The following is a 24,441-nucleotide window of genomic DNA, read 5'->3' as shown; positions in this document are numbered from 1 at the left end:
GTGAGATGAGCGCGATTGCCGGAATCTGTCACAGCGGTGGGCGCCCGGCCGACCCGGCGCTCCTCCAGCGCATGACCGACATCCTCGCGCATCGCGGCCCGGACGGCGAGGGCCAGTGGGTGGCAGGGCCGGTCGGGCTGGGCCATCGGATGCTCCACACCACCCCGGAGTCGCTCCACGAGAAGCAGCCGCTGGCGGACGCTCACGGGACCTGCCAGCTCGCCTGGGATGGGCGGGTCGACAACCGTGAGGAGCTGATCGCGGCGCTGAAGATCGACCGACACGATCAGGAAGGATTGACCGATCCTGAGCTGGTTCTGGAGGCCTACGGGCAGTGGGGCGCGGGCTGCGTGAGGCGGATCGTCGGCGAGTTCGCGTTCGCGCTCTGGGACGGCAGACGGCGGGAGCTCGTGTGCGCGCGAGACCCGATCGGGGTCAAACCCTTCTACTACCACTGGGCCGGCCAGCGGCTCCTCTTTGGCTCGGAGGTGAAGGCGCTGTTCGCCGATCCGGCGATCGCCAGGCGGCCAAACGAGGCGATGATCGCCGATTACCTCCTGATGGGCTTTCGCGACCCCGAGGCGACCTTCTTTGAGGGGATCAAGCAGTTGAGACCGGGCCACGTCCTTCGCCTGGCAGACTCAGGTCTCTCGATCGAGCGCTACTGGGACGTGGATCCGTCGCGTCAGGCCCGGTACGCGAAGGAAGAGGACTATCTCGAGGCGTTCGCAGCGCTCTTCCGCGAGGCGGTGCGCTGCCGTCTCCGGAGCTGCTCGCCGGTGGGACTGCTGCTCAGCGGAGGAATCGACTCGACGTTAGTCACTGCGACGGCAGAGACGCTCCGGCTGGCGGATGTGGGCGTTCCCGAACTGGCGGCGTTCACCCTGCTGGCCGAAGGGTTCCTGCAGGAGGAGTGGGACGCGATCCAGCACCTGGCCAGGAGATACGGCACCGAGGTCCACTTCGTTCGTCCTGAGGGAGCGGACGGGCCGATCACGTTGTTCGAGCTCTTCCTCGACTGCGCCGAGACCCCTCACCACGATCCTGCCCTCACGATTCCGGCGCTCGTCGGGCCGGCGGCGGCGCGGGGCTGCCGGGTCCTGCTGACAGGGTTTGGAGCGGACGAGTTGAGCCAGCGTGCCGAGGCGGGGTATCTTGCGGACCTTCTCCATTCGCTCCAGCTCGGAACGCTGGTCCGGCATGCCCGGCTCAGCTCGACGGCCTACGGCGGAACTGGCTCCGGGCGGACCGTCCTGGCGCTCGTCTGGGATCAATTTCCGCCTGGACTCCGCCGGCTCTTCAGGGCTGGGGTGAAGCGCCAGCTCCCCCGCTGGATCGACGCCGAGTTTGCCACGCGGGTCGGGCTGGACCGGTGGACGATGCCGAGGGAGCGGCGGAGATTCCCGACGCTGTGCCAGGAAACCACCTACCGCGCGCTCACGCGACCGGCGATGGCGCTCGCGCTGAACCAGATGGACGGGATGGTCTCAGCCTTCTCGCTGGAGTGCCGCCACCCGTACCTGGACCGACGGCTGGTGGAATTCTTCCTCGCCGTGCCGTCGGCCGTGACGCTGGCACCCGGCTATCGAAAGCAGTTCGTCCAGCGCGCGCTGGCGGCCATCGCGCCGGTGAGGCAACGCGAAGAGGTCGCGCAGTTCGTCCCAGTGATGAATGGCCGGCTGCCCACTGAGCTGGAGGCGAAGCGGCTGGAGCGCGACCTGTTCGGTTCCGACGGGCGGGTCTTTCGCTACGTCAGCCGCCGGGAAGCCGAACGGCTCCGGGAGCGCTACGTGTGGACGCAGGGGCGACATCGGAACCTCTTGTGGAATTTCGCAAGGCTGGAGGTGTGGCTCCGGCAGTGGTTTCCCGAGTGGAACTCAGAACGAAGAGGTAAGTCATGAGCGGGCTTGTGGGGATCTGTCACGCTTACGGACTGGCCGTGGATCCGAGTCTCCTGGAGCGGATGTCGGGGGCCATGGCCCATCGGGGCCCCGATGGCGAGGGCCGGTGGGTGAGCGGGCCAGTCGGGCTGGCTCATCGGCTCCTCTACACGACCCCGGAGTCTCTCCACGAGGAGCAGCCAGTGGTTGACTCCCAGGGCACGTGCCGGCTGGTCTGGGATGGCCGGCTCGACAACCGGGAGGAACTGATCGCAGCCCTGAAGGCGGAGCGACGTCCGCTTTCGGGTCAGACCGATCCTGAGCTGACGCTGGAGGCGTACAGGCAGTGGGGAGCGGGCGCCCTGGGAAGAATCATCGGGGAGTTTGCGTTCGCGCTCTGGGATGGCCGAAGGGGGAGGCTTCTCTGTGCGAGAGACCGGCTCGGGCTCAAACCGCTTCACTACACGTGGGACGGCGTCACCCTGCTGATCAGCTCGGAGACGAAGCCCATTCTCGCCGTTCTTGACCGGATGCCGGAACCTGACGACGAGATGATCCTGGCCTTTTTGCTCAGGGAGTTCCGGGAGGGGGATCACGCGCGGACCTTCTTCCGCGGAATCCATCGGCTCCCGCCCGGCCACCTCCTCGTGCTCGAGGAGGGACGCCTTTGGATCGAGCGTTACTGGGCCGTCGATCCGCCACGGGAGACCCGGTACGCCCGCGACGAGGAATACGCCGAGCACTTCCGCTCCCTTTTCACGGAGGCTGTGAGGTGTCGCACGCGCAGCGACTTCCCGATCGGCGCCTTCGTGAGCGGCGGTCTGGACTCGTCGGCGATCGTCTGTACCGCCGCGCGGGTCTTCGCCGACGGCGGGGCGGTCTCCCCCTCGCTGGACGCCTTCACGCTCTTTTCAGATCACCCGGATTCTGACGAGCGGCGGTACGTCCGGGCGGTGGGCCGGGCCTCGGGTGTCAAGGTGCACGAGATCCACGCGTCGGACGACGACCCGCTCTACCGGCTTGACGATCTCCTCTGGTCGGTCGAGAGCCCGATCGTCGCGGCGAACCGCCAGAGCGGCCTCGCCTCGCTGGAGTCGGTTGACGCCTGGGGGTGCCGGGTACTCCTGTCGGGTGACGGTGGAGACCAGCTCCTGGACGAGATCGGTTACCTGGCCGATCTGCTGCGCACGCTGAAGCCCGGACGGTTCATCCGCGAGACCGGCGAGCTGGCCCGCTGGTACGGCGGCCAGCCGTGGGAGTTTGCCCAGCTGGCGCTCGCCAGCCTTCTCCCGTCCCGGCTCAAGTACTGGGGCAAGCGGGCGGCCCGCCGCGCCCCACCGAGCTGGATCCGCCCGCACCTGGCCCGCGAGGTCGGGCTGCGGGAGCGCATCCGCGAGCCGCGCGTTCGGCTGCCGTTCCCGTCCTGCGTCCAGGCTGACACACACGTCTCCGTGACCGGGGCCTACTATGTCCTGAAGGTCGAGGTGGACGAACGGGCTGTGGCCCGGTGGGGCATGGAGCTCAGATATCCGTTCCTGGACAGTCGGCTCGTGGAGTTCGTCCTCTCGATCCCCTGGGAGCGGAGGACGCGCGATGGCGAGCGAAAATGGATCTTGCGACGATCGATGCAGGGGATCGTGCCTGACACGATCCGGTCGAGACAGGGGAAGGGAGACTGGACCGATCCGATGGATCGAAACCTGACCGCTCTCTGTCGCCGTGATCCGCCCGCCCCGCTCGAGGATCGCTCGGGACGGATGGGGCGCTACGTGGACCTGGAGCGAGCGCACGAGCTGGTGACCCGCTATCTCCGGGGGGAGAGGGAGCTTCGATGGGAGGTGTGGTTCTTGGTGAGCGTGGACCGCTGGCTCGAGAAATTCTGGGGGAGATGTTGAGATGAATAAGCTAAACCGCCCGGCCAAAAAGCCGTACACCCCGCCCCGACTCCGCTGCTACGGCGACTTGCGAACGCTCACGAGGGGCGGGGCCAAGAACAGGAGCGAGGCGAACGTGGCCGGCCCGAAGACGAGGGCCGGTACAGGTTAATCAGGAGGCCGGGGTGCCACGGTCGAGATCCAGACGCCGGTATGCCTACCAGGCGTACGGGCTAAGTGTCCGGAGCGTGATCCCGCTCCCGTGTCGTCGCGTAGCCGGGTGCGGCCGCGTGGACGCCGAGGTGGTCCGCGCACCGGCATCGCTCTTCCCTCGAGTCCATCGCACGATCGGCGGCGAGCGGAACGACGTTTCCTGGTTCAGGTACGCGTCGCTCGACGACGGCTCGTGTTATTTGCGATGGTCGGGCCTGTTCGAGTTCGTGATCTCGGCCGATGGGCGTAGAATCGCCGGCCGGTCGCTCGACGGCGGGAGCGTCGAGGCGTTTCAGACCTACCTGCTGGGTCAGGTCCTCTCGTTCGCCCTCCTGAAGCAGGGCATCGATTCCCTCCACGCGACTGTCGTGGTCGTCGACGGGAAGGCCGTGGCCTTCGTCGGCGACTGCGGCTACGGGAAGTCGAGCCTTGGGGCGGCCTTTCTCCAGGCCGGGCATTCGTTGCTGACCGACGACCTCCTGGTGGTGGAAGAAAACGGCCACAGCTTCCGGGCGTGGCCTGGCCCGCCACGGATCAAGCTCTTTCCCGAGGTTGCCAAACGCGTGTTCGGCGATGGGGTCGTGGGCACCCCGATGAATCCCCTCACGCCCAAACTCGTTATCCGGCTCGCGTGGAAGATGTCCTGGCTGGGCGCCGCGCCCCTGAAGGCGATCTACGTGTTGACGCCGCCGGCGCAGAATACGCGACGCGCAAGGGTGACGATCCGGCCGCTCGCTCCGCGCCAGGCCTTTCTCGCGCTGCTGAAGAACACCTTCAACGCCGTGATTGTTGAACCGGAACGGCTCGCACGTCAGTTCGACCTGACGGCGCGGCTCGTCGCCCGGATTCCCGTCAGGCTCCTCGCCTTCCCGCGAGATCTCGCGCGGCTGCCGGCCGTCCGCGCGGCGCTCGAGTCGGACCTCCGCCGCTTCTGACATGCGCCAGTCTTTCCGCTCCTACCTGGCAACCCTGGTCGGCGTGATGCGATGGAAGGTCGCGCTGGCCCTCGGGTTGATGCTCGGCCTGGGGCTGACCGAAGGGATCGGGGTCCTCATGCTCGTGCCGCTGCTCCAGCTCGTCGGCCTGGATGTTCAGCAGGGCGGCGTGAGCGCGATCGCCCGCTTCGTCTCCTCGATCTTTGCGGCGGCCGGCGTGGGCCCGACCCTGGTGGCCGTGCTCGGCGCCTATGCGCTGATCGTCAACCTGTACGGGCTCCTGGCCCGCTGGCAGACGACCGTCAGCCTCGGCGTGGAGCACGGGTTTGTGGCGTCGTTGCGGACACGGCTCTATCGGGCGATCGCTAATACGAGCTGGCCCTTCTTTTCGCGGAGCCGCTCGGCGGACTTCACCCATGTCCTGACCGCCGAGGTGGAACGGGTCGGCGGGGCGACGCACTGCCTGCTGCATTCGGTGGCGAGCGCCGTGGTCGTCCTTGTCTATGTCGGGTTCGCGATGAGGCTCTCGCTTATGATGACAGCGGTCATCTGTGCCAGCGGTGTCGCGCTGATGGTCGGGCTCAGGGGCCGGACTCGGGTGGCCCACGTGGCGGGCGAGGGGCTCTCCGAGGCGACGAACCACTTGTACGCGGCCGTGACGGAGCATCTCGGCGGCATGAAGATCGCGAAGAGCTATGGGGCCGAGGAGCGTCACGCCGAGCTGTTTGCGCGGCTCAGCGCGCGGGTGCGGGACATGTACCTGCGGGCCGTCCGCAACCAGGCTGACGTCAGGTACTGGTTCGAGGTCGGCTCGGTGGGCCTCCTGAGCGCGATCCTGTACGTGGCCCTCGAGCTGCTCGCCCTGTCGGCCGCCGAGCTGCTCCTGTTCCTCTTCCTCTTCGGACGGCTGATGCCCAAGTTCGCCAGCGTGCAGCAGAGCTATCAGAGCTTCGTGAATCTGCTGCCGGCGTTCGCGTCGATCGTGGAGATGCAGCGGCGCTGCGAGGCTGCGGTGGAACCCCGGTCCCGCAGAGCCGAGTCGGTCGAGCTGAACTCAGCCATCAGGCTGGATCGGGTCTCCTTCGCCTACGACGGCCTCCCGGTCATTCGCGAGCTCGAGCTGAGTATTCCTGCCGGCCGGACGACCGCGATCGTGGGCCCGTCCGGGAGCGGCAAGAGCACGATCGCCGACCTGATCATCGGGCTGGTCACGCCCGATGACGGGCGCGTGCTGGTTGACGGCGTGCCGCTGACTCCCGAGCGGGTGGGAGCCTGGCGGGACCGCATCGGTTATGTCACCCAGGAGACCTTTCTCTTCCACGACACGGTCCGCGCTAACCTGCTCTGGGCGGCGCCAGGCGCGACGGATGATGAGGTCCGGGAGGCGTTGAGCCTGGCAGCGGCCGAGGAGTTCGTGGCGAGACTGCCGAAGGGACTGGACACGATGGTCGGCGATCGGGGCGTGCTCCTCTCGGGGGGCGAACGGCAGCGTCTGGCCCTGGCCCGGGCGCTGCTCCGGAAGCCGTGCCTCCTGATCCTGGACGAAGCGGTCAGCGCGCTGGACTCTGAGAACGAGCGACGCATCCGACAGGCGATGGGGAACCTTCGCGGCAGGCTGACACTGGTGGTCATCAGCCACCGGCTCTCCGCGGTACGGGAGGCCGACATCATCTACGTGATCGAGGACGGGCGCCTCGCGGAGTCAGGAACCTGGGGGATTCTGATCGCGCGGGAGCGCGGGCGGTTTCGCGCCCTGTGGCAGGCGCAAGGCGCCGAGCGTGAACACGGGGAAGACTGCGGGCCCCAGCGGTCGCGCGTCCCTGGCGCCGGGCAGGTTCGGCGATGAGGGCTTCGGAGGCTGCCTTGATGGTCCACCCCTTCCTGATGGGACTGCTTCGCGGCGCTGATCCCGCGACGCTCCCCGCACCGACCCCGGCAGACTGGGAAGCGATCGTCAGCGACGCAGCCACGCACGGATTCACCCCGCTCCTCCACCGTCGGCTCAGGGGATCCGAGATCGGCGGGCAGCTTCCGGCTGGGCTCGCGGAGCGGCTCGAAGCGCAGGCCGCCGGCTCTGCCGCCCGGAACCTGATCCTGGCTGACGAGCTGGCGAGCATCCTCAGGGCCTTCGACGAGCGCAAGCTGGCGTGCGCGCCGCTGCGGGGCCTGGCCCTGGCGGAGCGGCTCTACGGCGACATCACGGCCCGCCCCATGGGGGACATCGATCTCCTCGTGAGGAAGGCGGACCTGGCGGACGTGGGCGGGCTTCTCCGAAGCCTGGGATTTGCGGAGATGGACCGCCGGCCGGGCTTCGCCCGGGCCTTCTCCTACACCCTCAAGTTCTTCAAAGACCGTCACGGCTGGATCATCGTCGAGCCCCACTGGACGCTGACCTACCCGCCATTCGTGGACCGGCTGGAGACGGACCAGCTCTTGGCGCGGTGCCTGGGAGGGCAGGTTGTCGGCCTCCAGACCCGGGTGCTCCCCGCGGACGAGCTGCTCTTCCACCTCTGTCTTCACCTGACCCATCGGGACGGGACCGCCCCGCTGCTCTGGTATTATGAGATCGATCAGCTCCTGCGCAGGGAGGCGGCCCTCGTTGACTGGTCGTGGTTTCTGTCGCTCGCTCACCAGACGCGGCTCGAGTTTCTTCTCGGGCGCGTCCTGGGAACGGTGAGGGCACTCTTTGCCACGCCGATGCCGGATCCGCTCCTCGATCGGTTGAGGCTGGAACGTCCGCGATCGCTCGAGGGCCGGCTGCTTCGCCTGCTGGCCCAGGGGTCGCGCGTGGACGGGGTGGAGAGCCTGGGCATGCTGTTCGCCCTCAAGGGGCTCCGCGCGAAGCTCCGTTACGCGCTCGCCCTGCTCGCGCCGTCGCCCGAATTCATGCTGCTGCAGTACGGGCTCACCCGCAGACGGCAGCTCGGCGCAGCGTACGCCCGCCGCGTGTGCGGCTTCGGTCGGGAGGCCGCGAAGGGTGCCACGACGCTGCTGCTCCCGCCCGGGCGCCGCGCGGCCGGAGACCCCGGCTGACGGAGGTCGCCGCGTGAGTCAGACGCGCTGGATCGCCCAGGGCCCGGAGAGTGCCCCGCTCGTCTTCCTAGTCGAGGACGATGCGGACCTGGCCCGCTGCTTCCAGCTCTTCCTCCAGCGGGGCGGCTTCCGGACCGCGTCCGCCGAGACCGCCTCGGATGGCCTCGACGGGATCCGGACGCTCAGGCCGGCGCTCGCGATCGTGGACCTGTGGCTCCGCAGCCGGGAGGGAGCGGCGCTCCAGTCCGGGGCCGACCTGATCCGGGCGCTCGGCGAGGACCCAGCGCTCCGAGACCTGCGCGTGATCGTCATGACGGGCGACGTCCCGGAGCCCGACCAGTTCGGGGACCGCGCGGTTCAGTTCGTCGCGAAGGCCGCCGCCGCGGCCGACCCAACACGCCTCCCCGATCTGGTCCGACGCCGACTGGCGTCGCCGCCGGCTGATCGGCGGGCCGAGGCTGGCGGGTGACGGAGCAGGCGTAACGTCTCCGGGAGTAGCGGCTCGGCCTCCGGCGCGCCCCGCTCTACCAGGAGGTCGCCCAGCTCCCGTCCCGCGCCCACGGCTTCCCACAGGGCTCGTCCTCTGTTGCCCCAAATATATAATGTGTTAGCATTATGTGGTAAAATGATCACAAAATGATGGAACTTGAGAACATTTCTGGAGGGGTTCCATGGCGACCCTTTATATTCGGACACTTCCGGCAGTGATCTACCAAAGGCTAAAGAAGCGTGCTAGGCGAAACCGGCGCTCGGTGACCCAGGAAGCGGCGGTGATCCTCGAACAGGTTCTCGGAAGGCCCGAAGGCCCACAGGCAGCGTGGGAAATGGTCGATACCCTCAGGGAACGACTGCGAGCCGGGTACGGCACGTTTAAGGACAGCGCTCCCCTCCTCCGGGAAGACCGACAGCGATGAGCACGGTCCAACGTGTGGCGGTTGACACGAGCGTGGCGGTGAAGTGGTTCTTCGATGAACCCTATTCGGACCAAGCGCTCCGGCTCCGTCAACTCTTCCAGACAGGCATCTACCACCCCCTGGGGCCAGACCTCGTCTATCCGGAGTTCGCCAATGTGGTCTGGAAGCGCGTGATGTTTGAGGGGCTTGATCCAGAGGACGGAGCCGCCGTTCTCTCGGCATTCGCCTCCATCCCGTTCGAAATCGTCCCGAGTCTACCCCTTCTTGCCATGGCGTACCGCCTGGGCCTGGAGCACCAGCAGAGCATCTACGATGCGCTCTTCCTTGCCCTCAGCGTTGCGACGGACGCGGACTTGGTTACTGCGGATGAACCGTTCTATCAGGCGGTGCATCCAAGGTTTCCTAGGGTTCGCTGGCTGGCCACCTGGCCCTCGCGGTAGGCAGGAGGGGACAGGAACAGAGCTGTCAAGTCCCGACTTGCCTCGGTTCGATCACCTCGCTGGCGAGGGTGACCACCCACGCCGCATCCTGATACGCGCGTTCGGGGCAGCTGCTCACGCGCCGCCTGGGAGAACTTCCGCGCGTGCTCGAGGAGCAGTCCTCCGACGTCGTGAAACTTCGGCGGCTCGATGCCCGCCGCCCGAAGCATTCCCTTCAGGGCCAGCTCAACCAGCTCCTGGGCCTCGCGGATGACGTCCGAGTACGCCCCCTCGTCCCGAAGGACCGCGAGGGCTTTGAGTCGCTTCTGGGCTTTGACCAGGTAGCTCCGGGCGAGGCTCTGGTTCGTCACAGCGTAAACACCTCGCCGGGCTTGAGGTCCGGCTTGAGGTCCCAGTACCAGGCGTTCCCCGAGCGGACCCGTCGGGCGCCAAGCTCGCGAAGCCGGATACGGAGCAGGTCCAGATGCGCGGCCAAGAAGCCCTCGGGGTCGTACAGGATCCTCGCGTCCTCGACCATGTCGAGAAACAGTGGGCTGCCGGCTTCCACCTCCTCGGGGGTTTTGAAGACGGGCGAGAGCCCAATCGGGGCGCCTCCGGGCTCCGCGGGCTTCAGCGCCGGATCGAGGCGGCTCTCGACCACCAGGAACTCCTCCACGCGTTTGAGCCGGCCCCGCGGCAGGCCCCGCACCACGAGGAGGAGGTCAATGTCCGAGTCGCCGCGTGGCGTGCCGCGCCCCACGGAGCCGAACACGGCGCACGCGACCAGCCTGGGCCCGTAGGTGGCCGTGACTTCCACCAAGAGCTGCTCCAGCAGATCCTCGTACCTTTGCAGAAGGCTCATTGCGCTGCCCCGCATTGTATCTCATGCCCTTCGCCGGGGCATAATGACCATGGAAGGGCCGAACTCGGGCGCCGGGGCGAGCCGGGTATCGGCAAGACTTGAGGACGGGTTCACGACCGGGCGACACGCGACGGGTGAGGGACCGCGATGGTGAGGGGTCGCAACTGACTCAGGGACCCTGGGATCCACAGGGTCCGGACGGCGCGCCGTTGGTCTTGGTGATCGATGACGATCCCGAGCTGGCCCGCTGCTTCCAGCTCTTTCTCCAGCGCGGGGGCTTCCGCACCGCCTCGAGCGACACCGCCGACGACGGGCTCGAGGGGATCCGACGTCTCCGGCCCGCCCTCGTGATCGTGGACCTCTGGCTCCGCGTTCCGGAAGGGGGATCGCTCCGGTCGGGAATGGATCTGATCGGAGCCATGGCCAAGGAGTCGGGACTCCGGGACGTGCCGGTGATGGTGGTGACGGGTGACGCGCCGCCGGCTCCGGAGCTCCGGCACGCCGGCGTCGAGTTCGTGTCGAAAGCCGACGCGGCTGCCGACCCGGGCTACCTCCCCGCGCTGGTCCGCCAGCGCCTAGCCCGCCCACAAGGTGGATGATTGCTGTCAGCCACAGAACTTGGAGCGCAGCAGATCCGATACACTTGACGACCCTCTCTTTCCGTCATATGGTCGGAGCAAGGAAAAAGGCGATGGACGTTCAGCTTCTCAGGCGCCGGTTCAGTGTCGAGGAGTACCATCGGATGGGCCAGGCGGGTGTCTTCTCCGAAGATGATCGCGTGGAGCTCATCGAAGGGGAGATAATTGAGATGACCCCTATCGGCGCCCGCCATGCCGCGTGCGTACGGCGTCTGGGTCACCTGTTCAACTCGCTTCTCGGTCAACGGATCACGGTGTCCGTCCAAAGCCCTCTGGGTCTTGGTCTCCACTCTGAACCCCAGCCCGACCTCGCCCTGCTTCGACCCCGGCCTGACTTCTATGCCCAGGCGCACCCGGGACCGGAGGACGTGTGGCTTGTGGTCGAAGTGGCGGACACCTCAGTGGAGTTTGACCGAACCGTGAAGATTCCCCTGTATGCTCGCGCGGGGATTCCCAACGCGTGGCTCGTTGACCTTTCAACCGAAACTGTCGAAGAGTATAGAGACCCGACGCCGGATGGCTACCGAAACTTCCGGCGGATCCCGCGCGGCGAAACGATCTCCCTGGAAGCCTTCCGCGACGTCAGCCTGACGGTAGAGACGATTCTCGGCTAACCCGCCTCGCCGCGGCCCGGCTAGGGCGTGGCGGCCAGCAAACCGGCCTCGCTGACCGGAATGGCCGCGAGGTCGCTTTCTCCCTCCAAGATTAATTCGGGCCTCGCCTCGTGACGGGCCTGCCCCACGGCATGGCCGACGCCACTCGGCTCGAACGACTCCATCGCCCTCAGCAGCCGGAGCGTTTCCTCAAGGAACGCCTCAGCCTGAGGGGCATTCAGCGAGACCAGCGCGTCGCCAAGTTCCTGCCGGGCCATGAGGTCGAGCGGGCACTCGCTCAGGTACTCCGCGTACCGCTCGGTGGCGGCCTCCAGATCCCCGGTGCGGGCGTGGAGACGGGCCAGCGCCAGCGTGTTCCCGCAGAGGTGGGGGGCGAGCGCGCTCGAAAGCTCGAGCCGGGCGATCGCCTCGACCGTCTTCCCGTCGCCCGTGAGGACGTCGGCGAGGCGGTGGAGGGCCCGGGCCCGGACCAGGCGCTGAAGCGTTGCGCGAAACTCGCGGGGGGCGTCGGCTACCGCATGGTCCCATTCGACGCGGAAGCGGTCCGTCGGATACGGGTAGGGGAGCGAGATCGCGCGCAGGGGGAGGTGCGTCGCCGCGCGGAAATGCTCGATCGCCGCGGCGCGGTCCCCGTCGGCGAGCGCCAGCTCGGCCACGCGCGTGCGGTGGATCGGATCCTCGGGGTCCAGGGCCAGGGCGCGGGCTGCCCACTGGCGGGCCGCGCTCGCCAGGTCGCTCCGGGCCGGGTTGCTGGCCGCCCCCATTCCGAAGATGCTCGCGAGTGTCCCGCTCACGCGACTCAGCGCCTCCCGCCCCCGGATCGTCGCCAGCATCCGGGTTGCGAGCACCTCGCCGTGAGGGTCCGCGCTGTGAAACGCCTTGAGGCCGATCCGCCAGGCGCGCTCCTCGGCGGGGAGGGTCCCGAACTGACGCGCCGCCCTCGGGCGACCCCGCAGACGCGCGACCCGGTCGAGGAGGGTCGCGAGGTGGTCGGCGGCGGTCTCGCCCTGGATGCGGGCGCAGCCGCGCTCCGCCACGGCCGCCCGCGCGGCCTCGTGCTCGAGGTAGTAATCGAGCAGTTCCTCCAAGTCGTCCTCCCCGTAGAAGACCGCGTGCACGCCGTCCGAGAAAATCTCCTCCAGCTCGTTGCCGCGTTCCTGGAGGAGCAGCGCGCCGCAGGCCGCGGCTTCGTAGGCCCGCATGTTCAGCTCGTGCCGGTAGCCGTGGTTGAGCACGATGCGGGCCCGGTTGAGCAGGCGGACGTAGGGCTCGCCGTGGACGCCGCCGGCGATCGCGACCCGATACTGATCGGCCAGGCTGGCCAGGCGGGCGACGTAGCGGCAGCGCTCTCGATAGATCTCGCCGTTGAGATTCCCGACGAACAGGATGTCGATGTCGCGGGGGATCCCGGCGAGGCGCCGGTGGAAGGTCGGGTCGAAGCTGTGGGCGCGCCACGCCTCGATGTGGTCGTAGCCGAGGCCCGGCAGGATCCGGGCACCCGGACGATCCGTGAGCACGAGATCGAACATGCCGAGGACGCCGGCCGTCCCCCAGAGGTTGAAGTTCCAGTCGTTGAGGAGCGCGATGGACGGCATCGGAGCGCGACAGAGGTCCGGCGGGACCACAGTGTACTCGAGCGCCCACCAGAGGAGCGCGTCCGGCGTCCACCCCGCAGGCAGACGGGCGAACAGCGCCTCGAGCGGCTCCCGGCTCGGACCGTACGGGATGTCCGCGCCCGGCCCGCCGAATGTCAGCGTATCGAGGGACCGGAGCGCTGTCAGCAGGGCGCTGTGAGCGCCGTACGCGTCAGGGTGGTTGTTGGTGGCGACGTAGAGCGGGCCAAACAGGAGCCGCCGGATCAGGGAGCGGCTCACAGGTCGCACGGATCCATGGGGCGGCTCGTCGGCCGCGCGTCAGGCGTGGTCACGACGCCCGAGGCGGGCGAGCGTCTTGAACAGAATCTCCGGATCGCAGGGCTTCTCGAGCAGCATGACCCCGCACCGCCGTGCCGTGTCCCGCACCCTGGCCTCGTGGGCATAGGCCGTGTGGAGCACGGTTCGCCCCAGGTATTCCGGATGCCACTTCCTCAGCGCCTCGACGAGAGCCACGCCGTCCCGGCCTGGCATCTGGACGTCGATGAGGAGGATATCCGGTGCCTCCACGGCGATCTGTCGGAGCGCGTCGTCGGCGTCCATGGCCGTCGCCACACGATACCGAGCCGCCTCCAGCATGAGCCGGTAGCTCTCCCGGATCCCCGCATCGTCATCCACGAGCAAGACGGTCTGCCGGTTCGCCGGGCTTCCGGCGTCGGCTTTTGCCTGGGCCAGTCGCGGGAACGCGAGGCTGACCGTGGTCCCCCGGCCGGGCTCGGAACGGGCCTCGACCCTCCCGCCGTGGCGGGCGGCAATCTCCTTCACAATGGCCAGACCCAGCCCGCGCCCCTCGCCGGCGCCCTTGGTTGACGAGAACGGGTCGAAGATATAGGGGAGGATCGATTCGGGAATTCCCTCGCCCGAGTCCGAGACCGCGACCGACACCGTGTCGCCCCGCATCGTGCAGCTCACCCGAATCGTCCCGCCCCGGTCCACAAGCGCCTCGCACGCGTTCCGGAGCAGCGCCTCGATCGCCACCTGGAGCTGGTCGGCCATGCCGTTGACCGGCCAGACGGGCTCGGCCTCCACGATGAGCTGGACTGTGTCGGGGAGATCGCCCCCCTCGATGGTGGCCACGGCGTCCTGCACCACGGCCCGAAGGTCCACCGGCTCCTTGACCGGGAACCGTCTCCCCCATTCCATGGTGCGGGAGATTCGCGCGAGAACCTCGGCCGTGACCTCGCGGTAGAGATGGAAGGCTTCCCGGAGATCGGTCGGCAGGTCCTTACGGTCTCCCAGGAGCTTCAAGTGTCCCAGGTAAGCGGTCAGGGGCCCCTTGAGATCGTTGGCCAGGCCGGCCAGGTAGAGCCCGAAGGCCCGGAGGGGGTCGCCGGCCGCCAGCTCCTCGCGCGGTTGATCAGCAGCCTGAGCCACGACGAGCTGGAGGGCCACGCTGGCTCCGAGCGGGAGCCGCTGAGCGCTGAGGGTGACCGTCGCCGCGGGCCCGGTCGCCCGTCGAAGGCTGAGCCCTCTTAACGTGCTCTCGCGCGGCTGGGCCCACGCCTGATGGAGGAACTCCCGGACCTGAGCTTGTCCGGTCGGGTCCGGGATCAACTCCTCCACGCTGAGCCGTTGTACGTGTTCGGGGGGGAGGCCAAGGAGCTGCCAGAAGCGAGCGTTGGTGTAGAGGAAGTCGTGTTGCCGCGTGATGACGGCGACCCCGGCGTGGAGCTGGTCCGCCAGCGCGGCGTATTGTGCCCCGAGCTGCTCCTGCTCCCGGACGAGCCGGTCCAGCCGAACCAGGAGCCCAGCCTCGGCAGCCAGGGTGAGGAGCGCAGGGAGGCTTGACAGGCAGCCGGGCCCTCCGCCCTCCCAGACTCCCAGGAGGAGACCCTCCAGCTCCCCACCGGAGAGGAGAGGGAGCAGGGCACCCGCCATCCCAGCCGTCCCGGGAAGATCGAGCTTTGCCCCGAGCTTTTCCTCGCTCACGTCCACCCGAAGGCGCGGCACGCGGTCCTCACACACGGTCCTGAGCAGCCCGGACTGGAGCAGGATTTCTTCTGTCCGCTCGCCGCCGTCCATGGCGGCGAGGGTCAACAGGCGACCGTGGCGATGGTCGACTCGCCAGATCCACACGCGGGAGAAGCCGAAAAGGTCAGCCGCGGCACGGGCGACGGCCCTGAGGGCGGACGTCGTCGCGCGACTCTCGCCGATGGATTGGGCCAGGCGAGCCAGTCGCTCGACCGGGCCTCCCGATTGGCGGTCGGTCCGCGCCTCGTCGCTCATGGCCGTGGCCAGCCTCACTCTTGCCGATCCAGGAGGAGCGGCGGCAGCGCGCGCTCTTCGAGATAGGTACGGGTCGCTGTCCAGCCGGCCTCCACGGCGATCAGGGCCGCCTTGGTCTGGGCGATGCGCTGGCTGAGGGTGCTACGCGCGGATCGTTCCAGCGCTTCAACCGCGGCCCGAACAGCCTGGAGTTGAGCGCGTCGGTCCCCGTCGAGGGGTTGTCCTTCGAAAGCAGCGCCCAGCAAAGCCGCCCGACGCTCGACGATGGACGCGGGATCCCCCGCGTCGTCCTCCAGGCTCTGCACCAGCGCTTCGGTGAGCGCCTGCAGGGCGTTGGCCAGGGCGAGCGGGTCGTCAGCCATCCAGACCCAGGAAGCGTCGGGCGAGAGCGGTGACGGCGGCAGCCAGCTTCAGCTCCGCCTCCGGCGGAATCTGCCGGATCAGCTCGCCTGTGGCTCCGTCGAGCACCCGAACAAGAATGTCCCCGTTCTCCCGCGGGGAAAACGCCACCCGGGTTGAGGTTGGCCGGACCCTGTCGGGCTCAGGCCTCGGCCCTCCGCTCCCCGAGGGCCGGGAGAGCAGACCGGGGAGGCCTCCTCGCGCCGACGGGATCGGCCGCACCGCGTCCACCATCGTTGTCCCCCCCTTCCTATGTCGTCGTCCCCGACAGCGTGGTGAAGAACTTCTGGACCTGGGCGAGCTGCCGGTTCAGGGCGACGAGCACCGACTGGTCACGGGCGAGCTGCTGCTGGAGCGCGAGCTGTTTTTTCTCCAGCGCTGCCTTCATCCGCGCGATCTGAGTGTCGAGCCCCCTGATCCGGGTCGAGAGCTGGGTCTGGGTGGCGCTGATGCGGCCGCCGGCGCCCGTGTAGTCGTCGATGAAGTCCTCGATCTTGGTGGCCACACCGTCAGAGGTCGCCGCGAAGACCGTCGAGACCGCCGTGGGGTCGGACTTGATCGTGTCCTTGAGGGTCGTCTCGTTGGAGATCGAGAGCTTGCCGTCGGCGCCGGCCAGAATGCCCAGGGCAGGCAGGCTGTTCGGGTCGCCGCTCGCCGCCGAGCCGACCACGGTCGCCGCCAGCGATCGGAGCTGGCTCCGGAATCCCGACACCACCGGGTCCAGCGACAGAACCCCGCGCGTGCCCGCTTTGGTGTCCACCGCGCTGTTCGCGGCGAGGAAGTCGAGGACGTCGTTGTACTTCGTGATGAAGTCCTTGATCTTCGCGAGGATGCCGTCGGCATCGGGCTCCACGTTGACCGTCACGGTTTTCGAGGCATCGGCCGCCTTCAGGGTGAAGGTGAGCCCCGCGATCAGGTCCGAGATCGTGTTGGACTCCCGGTAGTAGGTGAGGCCGTTGAGCGTGACCTTGGCGTCCAGCTCGTGGTTGCCGAGGTCTTTGTAGATGTACCCCCCGTCCGTGTCGGTGGCCGCGGTCGCGTTGGTCAGGCCGAGCCGGCCCAGGAGGCCGTCGGTGTCGGTGAAGGCGATATTGTTGGCGGTCCCCGTCTCTGTGCTGGCCAGCGACAGCCGCGACTTCCCGCTCTCGGTAGCCACCACGACGGCCGTGGCTTTCCCGGATACGGCGTTGGTGATGGCCGTTGCCACGTTACTGAGAACCGTCCGATCCGTGTCCCCCGCATTGACGGTGACCGAGGCCGTGTACGCAGTGCCGTTGATCGTCAGCGTGAAGTTGAACGTCCCGGTGCCCGCCCCGGAGATCGCGGTGCCGCTGTCCGTGTAGACCGCCGACGCGAACGTGCTTCGCTTCGCGAGCTGGTTCACGACGACGGTGTGGCTTCCCGCGCTCGCGCTCGTGGACGCGGCCGCGCCCAGGAGCGCCGTGTCGCTCGAGGTAGCGCTCTTGGCCGCGAAGGGGGAGAGGGTCCCCGGCTGGAGAAACTGATCCAGGGCGCCCTTGAGCAGGGAGAGCTTGCCCCGGAGCGTCCCCAGGACCGATGAGCGCTTGTTGAGCAGGCTCTGCCGATCCTGGAGCGCCTGGAGCGGCACGCGGTCCCTCGCCAGGAGCCGCCTGGCCAGCTCGGCCAGCTGAGCCGGCGTGGCGAGGGTCCCGATCGCGGTGATATCGGCCATGGACTATCCAGGCATCGCGGCGAAGGCCTGCTCCCAGGTGTCCCGGAGCTCACGGAGGATGTTGATCGGAGTTTCGTAACGCTCCGCCTTGACTTCCCGGAGCGCGTACTCGTAGAGCCGGTAGAGGCCGCGGGCGATCTCCTCATAGCTGAAGTCGAGGGCGGCGATCAGCTCCACCAGCGCGGCGCTGGCCCGGCGCATGTCCCGGGCCACGCAGCCGGCGATGGCGATATCGTAGAGCTGGAGCAGCACCTGCTGGGGAGACATTCCCCGCGTGTGGGTTTCGAGGTATGCCGTCCGTGCGTAGCTTTCAGCAGTAGCGGGCATCTTCGCGCTTGCCTCCTTGTCTCATTGGTCCCGCTCAGGAGAGCGGGGAGGCCGGTTGCCCTGACCTCCCGCGCTCCCCGAGCGCTTCTTGCTTACTGGAACAGGGCCAGGATCGACGCTGGCCCGTTGTTGGCCGCGGCCAGCATGGCGGTGGCCGTCTGCTGGAGGATCTGCAGCTTGGAGGATTCAAGCTGCTCGGCCGCCAGGTCGGCGTCCATGATCCGGCTCTGAGCCGCGATAACGTTGAGCTTGCCGATCGAGAGGTTGTCGGCCTTGATGCGCATGCGCTGGAGCGACGCACCGAGCTGCTGGAGCACGGTGGACACCGAGTTGAGAGCCGCGGTGACCGAGCCCAGCGAGGTGCTGGCCAGGGTCTGGCTCGCCACCGTCAGGTTGTTCACCGACAGGGCAGCGGAAGTGAAGGCGCTTGAGATCCTAAAGACGGTGATGTCGGCGCCGTCCGGGCCGCTCTGGAAGGTCATGGTCTGGTTGGTCAGGAGGACCACGTTGTTAAACTGGGTCTGCCGGGCGACCGAGTCGACCTCTTCCCCGAGCTGCTGGAGCTGCTGGAAGATGGACGCCCGCTCGTTGGTGCCCTGGGTGTCGTTGGCCGCCTGCAGGACCTTTTCGCTCATCTCGTTCAGGAGCGACTGGAGGTTCTGGAGCCCGCCCTCGGCGATGTTCAGGACGTTCTCGGCGTCGCCGATGTTGCTGATGGCCTGGCCCATCCGTCGGGCCTGGACATCCAGCTTGTTAGACAAGGTCAACCCGGAGGGGTCGTCGGCCGCGGAGTTGATCCGCCTCCCGGTCGAGAGCCTCAACTGGGCGACGCCCAGGCGCGAGTTGATCTGCCTGAGGGCTTCGAGGGCGTTGAGGGCGGCGAGGTTGGTCCGAATCCGTGTCAGATCACCGGTAGCTGGCATGGATAAGCTCTCCTCCTTGGTTGTTCGCCGGGCATGCCCGGCTTCTGGGCATCCGTGCCCAGAGAGTTTGCAATTTCGCTCTGCTGACTCGTCTCGTGTCGCAGCCCCCGTCTCAGCTCACCAGCTCACCCCCCTTCGGCGGAGGCCACGCGCGTTCGCATGGGGAGTGTTCGGCAGGCAGAGCTGGAAAGCTGACCCCGCCTGAGACAACCCTCGTGCATCTTTTTCGAGACACTTGAACAGGCGGGCGAGTCTGGGGTAGAAGTGAGGGGTGCGGGTTTCCGCGGGTGGCACCTCCCCCAATGCCCAATAGCGACTACCAGCAGCTCGTTGAGTTCCTCGGTCGCCGGTTTGGCGAGATTGACGACCGCTTTGCCCAGATCGACGGCCGGTTCGTTGAGATGGACCGCAGGTTCATCGAGATGGACCGCCGGTTTGTGTCCATGGAGCAGCGCTTCGAAGCGCGGTTCGACACCATCGAGCAGCAGCTCCGAGACATCCTGGGGCATTTCGACGAGATCTACCGCCGCCTCGAACGACTGGAGCAAGAATATCAGGCGATCCTCCAGGCCCTCCGGCGGATCGAGACTCTGCTGGTCGATGAGCGAGGCCGGCGGGAAATCCTCGAGCGGAGCCTGGAAGAGCTGAAGCGCCAGGTTGCGGCCCTCCAGGCCCGCATCCAGGAGCTGGAGGAGAGAATCCGTGGATAACCGACTGCGGAGAAGATTGCGCCCGGTCCCTTCGCCGGAGGCCCCGGCGTTCGCTAGGGGAAGTGTTCGGCAGCCCGGCCTGAAAAGCTGACCCAGACTTCCCCGCGGCCATGTGAGGCTTCGGCCGAGCGGCACTGGCCCGCCCGGTAGAGGCGGTGCAGGTGGCGGTTATCCTGGAACCACTTCACCGTGAGGCGGAAGCCGGCCTCGAGCGTGTAGCGGGGGCGCCAGCCCAGGTCATCCCGGATCCTTCGGGCGTCCGAGACCCAGACCGGGGTGTCCCACTGCCGGGGCGGCATCGACCCCCACGCGGGCTCGACCGGGATCCCCAGGACCCGGCGCGCAAGCGCAACGACCTCCCGCAGGGGAGTCTGAACGCCGGTTCCCACGTTGTAGATGGCGCCAGGTTCCTGGGCGGTCCGTGCAGCGGCCAGGAGGTAGGCGTCCGTGACGTCTTCGACGCAGACATAGTCGCGGGCGACATCGGGGCTCACCAGCGGCGGCAGCTTTCCCTCCAGCCCGTCAAGGGCCAGCGTCGGTATGAGCCGCCCCGGCTCTTCAAACGGCCCGTAGACCGAGTAGAGGCGGAGTGTCGGCAGGTGGACGCCGCGACTACGAGCTGTATAGCGGCAGAAGAGTGTCGCGGAGGCCTTGGTCACCGCGTAGTGGCTGTTCGGCTCGAGCAGCTCCCGCTCTGACGCCGCGTGGTCCTTGAAGCCGTACTCAGACGACGAGCCGGTGTTGACGAATGCCTCCCACCCGGTCCTGAGGTACGCCTCCACCAGGTTAATCGTGCCGACGATATTAGTCTGGACCATCCGGTGAAGGGCCGTCTGCGAGGGATAGGCGCCGTAGGCGGCCAGGTGGAAGACCCACTCGGGCCGGATGGCGCGGACCACGCGCGCAACGGTCTCACCGTCCCTGAGATCCACGTCGTACACCCGGACCTCGCTCCGGATCGGGTCGATCCGCCAAGCCGGGGTGCGACGGCTGACCAGGAGGTGGAGGTCGTGCCCGTCGCGGAGGAGTCGCCGGCTCAGGTTTGCGCCGACAAACCCGGCCGCCCCGGTGATCAGGACGCGCTTCGCCATCTAGACATCCTCGGAGGGGGGCTTCGTCCCCCTTCCGAACCTCCCCCAGAGGTTGCGCGGGCCTAGCCCGCGCTCGGAGCGCTTCGGCCGTGTGCGGGTGGATGATTGGCGCATTCGAGTCGAGTTTTTCAGTACCCTGCTAGAGGAACCGCTTGTAGTCGAAGGCGTCGAGGTACTGCCAGGCGAAGGACCGGATATCCGCGCGCTCCTCCTCCGAAAGCTCCCGGGCGGTGGCCAGGTTGGCCTCGGGCGTGACCGCGCGGAGGGTCCCCCACGGGTAGACCTCCTCGAGTGGTTGGCTGTTCCAGCTCGGCCGTCTGAGGGCCTCTGCGCGCTCGAGCCCCAGGCGGTCGCAGAGCGTGCCCAGGGTGGCGAGGGGGCCGGCCATGATGTCTTCGGCCCGGACGATGTGGACCTGCCCGGGGAAGCGCTCGCTGAAGATCAGCGCATGGTACTGGCTCACCGTCCAGGCGAGCATGTACTGGGGCAGGGGGAGGGGGACCGGGCGCCGCTTCGTGTCGGCGTAGGCGGACCACGGATTGCGCACGACGTGAAGCACGTGGGCCTGCGGAAAATCGGCCAGGATCCTGTCGGCGTCCACGACGACGATGGGGCTGTACCCGACGTACGCCACCTCCGCGCCGGTCCGGGCGTGGTTCCGCCACGCGTGGAAGGTGGCCCGGAAAAACGCGGCCACGTTGGCGGCGCGCGACCGTCCGGTCTCGCCCACGTACCGCTCGTAGATCGCCCGCCGATCTTCGTCGGAGAAGTCGAACGCCACGTGGCGGAACTTGCTCACGTGGGGGGTGCGGGCCCGGACGCGGCACTCCTCATCGATAATGGTCTCGTAGTCCTCGCGGGGCGTCGCGTGGAGGGCGAAGACGGGCCAGCGGTACTTCACGGGGAAGAGGGAAGCCAGGTGGTCACCGACGAGCCGGGTGCCAAGCTGCGATTCGAACGGATAGACGAAGAGCTGCGGATGGCCGTCGAGGAACCGGTGGGTTGCGTTGCCCCCGTTCTCGTACATCGCGCTGATCATGAGGAGCCGGAAGTCGGACGTCACCGGGTCAACCCTCCTCGAAGCGGGTCGCGAAGGCGTAAAAGAGCGCTCGTTCCTGACGGCGCGAGCGCGGCCGTCCGCCCCGGAACGGGAAACCGGAGGTCAGCTTGGTCGGCGCGCAGTCGATCGCGAAGATCTGGTTCCCCGCCGGCCAGAAGAGGCTCCCCAGGACGCGCCCCGACGCCGTGTCCACCGCGTGGACGCCGCAGAGGCTCGTCTCCAGGTCCAGACCGGGCGCGTAGCGCCGGAAGCGCGGGAGCACCCGCGACGTGCCGACGAACGCGACGGATCCCGAAAACGCGAGCCCGCGCGTCCATCCCGGGAGCCTGAGGATCGGGACGAAGCGGCCGTCCTCGATCGTCCCCAGCTCTCCGTAGCCGCTGTTGTTAACCCAGAGGCGGCCGTTCGCCAGGCGCGCCGAGTGGGGCCGTGTCAGCCCCCGCGCCACGACTTCGCGCGTGGCGCCGGAAAAGATGACGCCTCGCCCGTCCACCGGAAAGTTCCTGTGACCCGGCCGGCGCTCGGAGAGTCGGTCCGCCGAGGCGGAGAAGTACGAGCTTGCGAGGTCCGGGCCCGCGGCGATCGAGTTGAGCTGGAGGTGGTTGCCGCCGAAGACCGGCCCGGACGCCGCTTCGATGCAGCGGGGCCACCACATGCGCGCGTACCGGCCGTCGTCGTGCAGGCGGATGACGGCGTTCTGGCCGACCGCTGTCGCGTGAAGCGCGCCGTCGATCATCGCCAGGTCGTGGAGGTAGAGGCAGCCGGGCAGGAAGCGCGCCCGGACCGGAACGAGCGGGCAGCCGGGCGGCGGGTCGGCCCGGACATCCAGACGCGCGAGCCGGCCGGCGGCGGGCGCCAGCTCGTACACGACGTTCGGGTTACGCGTGCTCGCGAGGTAGACCGAGCCGCTGGCCGGGTCCACGGCGAGGCCCGAGGGGTGGGGGACCTGCAGGTAGGAGACGCGCGGCGCCCCGTCGGCGACGGTCAGCGCGACGACCAGGTGCTCGTACTCCCGCGTGACCAGCAGGGTCACGTCCAGCGCCGCGAGCGTCTCCCACCAGCTTCCCCGGGCCCGGTAGCTGAGCAGACCCGGATCGCGCGCGCCGGCGTCGCCCCAGAGGGCGACGATCTGCGCGGGGTCGCGCCACTCGCCGTCGTGCCGGGCCCACCGCCCCTCCTCTCGGCGCGCCATCGCTACACCGTCACCGTGGCCAGCGCGGCGAGCACGGTCCGGACGAGCGCGTCGCGCGAGAGCCCGTGGGCACGCGAGAGGGCCGCGTTGCTTCCCGACCGCCCGTCCGGGGCCGTCCGGGCCCCGCAACGCACGAGCCGGCAACGGAGGCCGTGCTCGGCGATCGTCTCCGACACGAGCGAGCCCAGGCCCCCGACGACGTAGTGGGCCTCGACCGTGAGCGCCACGGAAAAGCGCTCGAGGACGCCGAGCAGGTCGTCAGTGGGAGCCGGGTTGAGGCTGGCGACGACCATCACGGCGCACGCGACCCCGTGTCGGGCGAGCGCGTCCGCGGCGGCGACGGCCTCGCTCGCGATGGCGCCGGTGGCGAGCATGAGGACATCGGTGCCGTCGTGGACCAGGTCGGCCCGGCCCAGCTCGAAGCGACCGTCGAGGCCGGGCACGATGGTCCGGTCGTCCTTGCCCAGGCTCAGGTAGATCGGGCCCGGCAGGTCCCAGGTCTTCTGGAGCGCCGTGCGCGTCTGCCGGTGATCCGCCGGAGCGATGAGCGTGAGCCCGGGCTGGACGCGCATGATGCCGATGTCCTCCAGCCCGTGGTGGCTCGGGCCCGCGTGGCCGTATTCGAACCCGGCGCCCACGCCCACGATGCGCACGGGCAGGCGGTGCAGGATCGGCCCGTTCCGGATGAACTCGTACGGGCGCATCGAGGCGAACGTCGCGATCGAATAGACGAACGGGATGAACCCGCTCCTGGCCAGGCCTGTGGCGAGCCCGATCATGTTCTGTTCGGCGACGCCCGCGTTGAAGAAGCGCTCGGGGAACCGCTCGGCGAACGGCTCGAGCACCATGAAGCCGAGGTCGCCGGTCAGCAGCAGGATCCGCGGATCCGCCGCGGCCAGCTCGATGAGCGCGGTCGCGAACGCGCCCCTCATCGGTTTCCGCAGACCTCCGCCAGCGCCTGCCGGTACTGCGCCTCCGACATCGGCAGGTAGTGCCACTCGAGGCGCCGTTCCATGAAGGAGACGCCCTTGCCGAAGACCGTGCGCGCGATCAAGACGTGGGGCGGGCCCGACCGCGTGTCGAGCCCGGCGATGGTCCGCTCGATTGCGGCCCCGTCGTGGCCGTCGACGACGTGCGCGTCCCAGCCGAACGCCTGCCAGCGGCCCTCCAGGCCGGGGAGCGCCAGGATCGCGTCGGTGCGGCCGAGCGCCTGCTGCCCGTTCAGGTCCACGATGGCGACCAGGTTGGCGAGCCGGTGGTGCGCCGCGAACATCACCGCCTCCCAGAGCGAGCCCTCGTTGCACTCCGCGTCGCTTACCAGGACGAAGATGCGCCGGGATGAGCGCTGGAGGCGCGCCCCCAGCGCTACTCCTGCGCCCATCGGAAGCCCGTGACCGAGCGAGCCCGTCGAGAAATCGACGCCCGGCAGCGCGTGGTCAGGGTGTACCCCCAGGAGGCTCGCGTCCGCGCAATAGGTGTCGAGCGCCTCGCGGCTGAGCCACCCTTTCAGGAAGAGGGCCGCGTAGAGGGCGAGGGCGGCGTGGCCTTTCGAGAGGATGAAGCAGTCCCGCTTGGGATCGGCCGGGTGGGCCATCCGAAGGATGCTTCCGTACAGCGCGGCCAGGATGTCGGCGACACAAAGCGCAGAGCCGATGTGTCCCACGTTAGCGCGCTTCGCCTGCTCCAGCACGATCCGGCGGATCGCGCGGGCGGAGAGGGCGGGAGCGGGGTCGGTCCGCGTCTCCGGGGCGAGGGTCGTTTGGGGTCCGGGCCGCATGGGCAGGCT

Annotated in this window: 24 protein-coding genes; 10 read left to right on the top strand and 14 right to left on the bottom strand. The window is 68.4% G+C overall.

Annotated features, from left to right (window positions below):
• Positions 1-5 precede the first annotated feature (5 nt).
• The 7 genes from asnB (HY726_20005) (at position 6) to HY726_19975 (ending at position 9,289) form a co-directional block, all read left to right on the top strand.
• Positions 6-1,901: an asparagine synthase (glutamine-hydrolyzing) gene (asnB, locus tag HY726_20005; GenBank protein MBI4611280.1), complete on the top strand. Its 1,896-nt coding sequence runs from the start codon at positions 6-8 to the stop codon at positions 1,899-1,901.
• Positions 1,898-3,775: an asparagine synthase (glutamine-hydrolyzing) gene (gene asnB / locus HY726_20000; GenBank protein MBI4611279.1), complete on the top strand. Its 1,878-nt coding sequence runs from the start codon at positions 1,898-1,900 to the stop codon at positions 3,773-3,775. Before asnB (HY726_20005) ends, asnB (HY726_20000) begins: the two co-directional genes overlap by 4 nt.
• A gap of 164 nt (positions 3,776-3,939) precedes the next feature.
• Positions 3,940-4,902, top strand: coding sequence for a hypothetical protein (locus tag HY726_19995; GenBank protein ID MBI4611278.1), 963 nt, complete (start codon positions 3,940-3,942; stop codon positions 4,900-4,902).
• A 1-nt stretch (position 4,903) separates the two neighbouring features.
• The gene (locus HY726_19990) at positions 4,904-6,748 is read left to right on the top strand and encodes an ABC transporter ATP-binding protein (GenBank protein ID MBI4611277.1); all 1,845 of its coding nucleotides are present in this window, start codon (positions 4,904-4,906) and stop codon (positions 6,746-6,748) included.
• 20 nt (positions 6,749-6,768) lie between these two features.
• Positions 6,769-7,935 carry a nucleotidyltransferase family protein gene (locus HY726_19985; protein MBI4611276.1) on the top strand — a complete coding sequence of 389 codons (1,167 nt, stop codon included), beginning with the start codon at positions 6,769-6,771 and terminating at the stop codon, positions 7,933-7,935.
• A 13-nt stretch (positions 7,936-7,948) separates the two neighbouring features.
• Positions 7,949-8,404, top strand: a complete 456-nt coding sequence (locus HY726_19980) for a response regulator (protein MBI4611275.1) — start codon at positions 7,949-7,951, stop codon at positions 8,402-8,404.
• Positions 8,405-8,887: 483 nt separating this feature from the next.
• Positions 8,888-9,289: a type II toxin-antitoxin system VapC family toxin gene (locus HY726_19975; protein MBI4611274.1), complete on the top strand. Its 402-nt coding sequence runs from the start codon at positions 8,888-8,890 to the stop codon at positions 9,287-9,289.
• Here HY726_19975 and HY726_19970 read toward each other — a convergent pair.
• Together HY726_19970 and HY726_19965 are read right to left on the bottom strand one after the other, a co-directional pair.
• Positions 9,229-9,639 carry a HEPN domain-containing protein gene (locus HY726_19970; GenBank protein MBI4611273.1) on the bottom strand — a complete coding sequence of 137 codons (411 nt, stop codon included), beginning with the start codon at positions 9,637-9,639 and terminating at the stop codon, positions 9,229-9,231. The two genes, HY726_19975 and HY726_19970, sit on opposite strands and share 61 nt — an antisense overlap.
• Entirely contained in the window at positions 9,636-10,130 is a 495-nt protein-coding gene (locus HY726_19965) for a nucleotidyltransferase domain-containing protein (GenBank protein MBI4611272.1), read from the bottom strand. The genes HY726_19970 and HY726_19965 overlap by 4 nt, the downstream gene beginning before the upstream one ends.
• A 209-nt stretch (positions 10,131-10,339) precedes the next feature.
• Between HY726_19965 and HY726_19960 the strand changes: the two genes are divergently transcribed.
• Together HY726_19960 and HY726_19955 are read left to right on the top strand one after the other, a co-directional pair.
• Positions 10,340-10,729 (top strand): response regulator, encoded by a 390-nt coding sequence (locus HY726_19960; GenBank protein ID MBI4611271.1) that lies wholly within the window; start codon positions 10,340-10,342, stop codon positions 10,727-10,729.
• 92 nt (positions 10,730-10,821) lie between these two features.
• Positions 10,822-11,382, top strand: a complete 561-nt coding sequence (locus HY726_19955) for a Uma2 family endonuclease (GenBank protein ID MBI4611270.1) — start codon at positions 10,822-10,824, stop codon at positions 11,380-11,382.
• A 20-nt stretch (positions 11,383-11,402) separates the two neighbouring features.
• Here HY726_19955 and HY726_19950 read toward each other — a convergent pair whose 3' ends face one another.
• The 7 genes from HY726_19950 to HY726_19920 all read right to left on the bottom strand — a co-directional run bounded on the left by HY726_19950 (position 11,403) and on the right by HY726_19920 (position 18,602).
• Positions 11,403-13,265 carry a glycosyltransferase gene (locus tag HY726_19950; GenBank protein MBI4611269.1) on the bottom strand — a complete coding sequence of 621 codons (1,863 nt, stop codon included), beginning with the start codon at positions 13,263-13,265 and terminating at the stop codon, positions 11,403-11,405.
• A gap of 30 nt (positions 13,266-13,295) precedes the next feature.
• Positions 13,296-15,278: a hybrid sensor histidine kinase/response regulator gene (locus tag HY726_19945; GenBank protein ID MBI4611268.1), complete on the bottom strand. Its 1,983-nt coding sequence runs from the start codon at positions 15,276-15,278 to the stop codon at positions 13,296-13,298.
• A complete protein-coding gene (locus HY726_19940; GenBank protein MBI4611267.1) occupies positions 15,275-15,622 on the bottom strand; it encodes a hypothetical protein in 348 nt (115 codons plus the stop codon). The genes HY726_19945 and HY726_19940 overlap by 4 nt, the downstream gene beginning before the upstream one ends.
• Positions 15,615-15,893, bottom strand: a complete 279-nt coding sequence (locus HY726_19935; protein ID MBI4611266.1) for a flagellar protein FlaG — start codon at positions 15,891-15,893, stop codon at positions 15,615-15,617. The genes HY726_19940 and HY726_19935 overlap by 8 nt, the downstream gene beginning before the upstream one ends.
• 16 nt (positions 15,894-15,909) lie before the next feature.
• Positions 15,910-17,352, bottom strand: coding sequence for a flagellar filament capping protein FliD (fliD, locus tag HY726_19930; protein ID MBI4611265.1), 1,443 nt, complete (start codon positions 17,350-17,352; stop codon positions 15,910-15,912).
• A gap of 3 nt (positions 17,353-17,355) precedes the next feature.
• Complete coding sequence (locus tag HY726_19925) at positions 17,356-17,679, bottom strand: flagellar protein FliS (GenBank protein ID MBI4611264.1); 324 nt, start codon at positions 17,677-17,679, stop codon at positions 17,356-17,358.
• 92 nt (positions 17,680-17,771) lie between these two features.
• Positions 17,772-18,602: a flagellin gene (locus HY726_19920; protein ID MBI4611263.1), complete on the bottom strand. Its 831-nt coding sequence runs from the start codon at positions 18,600-18,602 to the stop codon at positions 17,772-17,774.
• A gap of 302 nt (positions 18,603-18,904) precedes the next feature.
• Between HY726_19920 and HY726_19915 the strand changes: the two genes are divergently transcribed.
• The gene (locus tag HY726_19915) at positions 18,905-19,312 is read left to right on the top strand and encodes a hypothetical protein (protein MBI4611262.1); all 408 of its coding nucleotides are present in this window, start codon (positions 18,905-18,907) and stop codon (positions 19,310-19,312) included.
• A 53-nt stretch (positions 19,313-19,365) separates the two neighbouring features.
• On the opposite strand, the gene HY726_19910 is transcribed toward HY726_19915, so the two are convergent.
• The 5 genes from HY726_19910 to HY726_19890 form a co-directional block, all read right to left on the bottom strand.
• Positions 19,366-20,403 (bottom strand): NAD-dependent epimerase/dehydratase family protein, encoded by a 1,038-nt coding sequence (locus HY726_19910; GenBank protein MBI4611261.1) that lies wholly within the window; start codon positions 20,401-20,403, stop codon positions 19,366-19,368.
• A gap of 139 nt (positions 20,404-20,542) precedes the next feature.
• The gene (locus tag HY726_19905; GenBank protein MBI4611260.1) at positions 20,543-21,442 is read right to left on the bottom strand and encodes a sulfotransferase; all 900 of its coding nucleotides are present in this window, start codon (positions 21,440-21,442) and stop codon (positions 20,543-20,545) included.
• 28 nt (positions 21,443-21,470) lie between these two features.
• Entirely contained in the window at positions 21,471-22,655 is a 1,185-nt protein-coding gene (locus tag HY726_19900; GenBank protein ID MBI4611259.1) for a DUF4915 domain-containing protein, read from the bottom strand.
• A gap of 2 nt (positions 22,656-22,657) precedes the next feature.
• Positions 22,658-23,587 carry a 1-deoxy-D-xylulose-5-phosphate synthase gene (locus tag HY726_19895; GenBank protein ID MBI4611258.1) on the bottom strand — a complete coding sequence of 310 codons (930 nt, stop codon included), beginning with the start codon at positions 23,585-23,587 and terminating at the stop codon, positions 22,658-22,660.
• Complete coding sequence (locus HY726_19890; protein MBI4611257.1) at positions 23,584-24,432, bottom strand: transketolase; 849 nt, start codon at positions 24,430-24,432, stop codon at positions 23,584-23,586. Before HY726_19890 ends, HY726_19895 begins: the two co-directional genes overlap by 4 nt.
• Between the last annotated feature and the right edge of the window lie 9 nt (positions 24,433-24,441).

Source organism: Candidatus Rokuibacteriota bacterium (assembly GCA_016209385.1).
GTDB lineage: Bacteria > Methylomirabilota > Methylomirabilia > Rokubacteriales > CSP1-6 > JACQWB01.
Note: the sequence above shows the minus strand (reverse complement) of the source record. Positions and strands in the feature narration are given on the sequence as shown.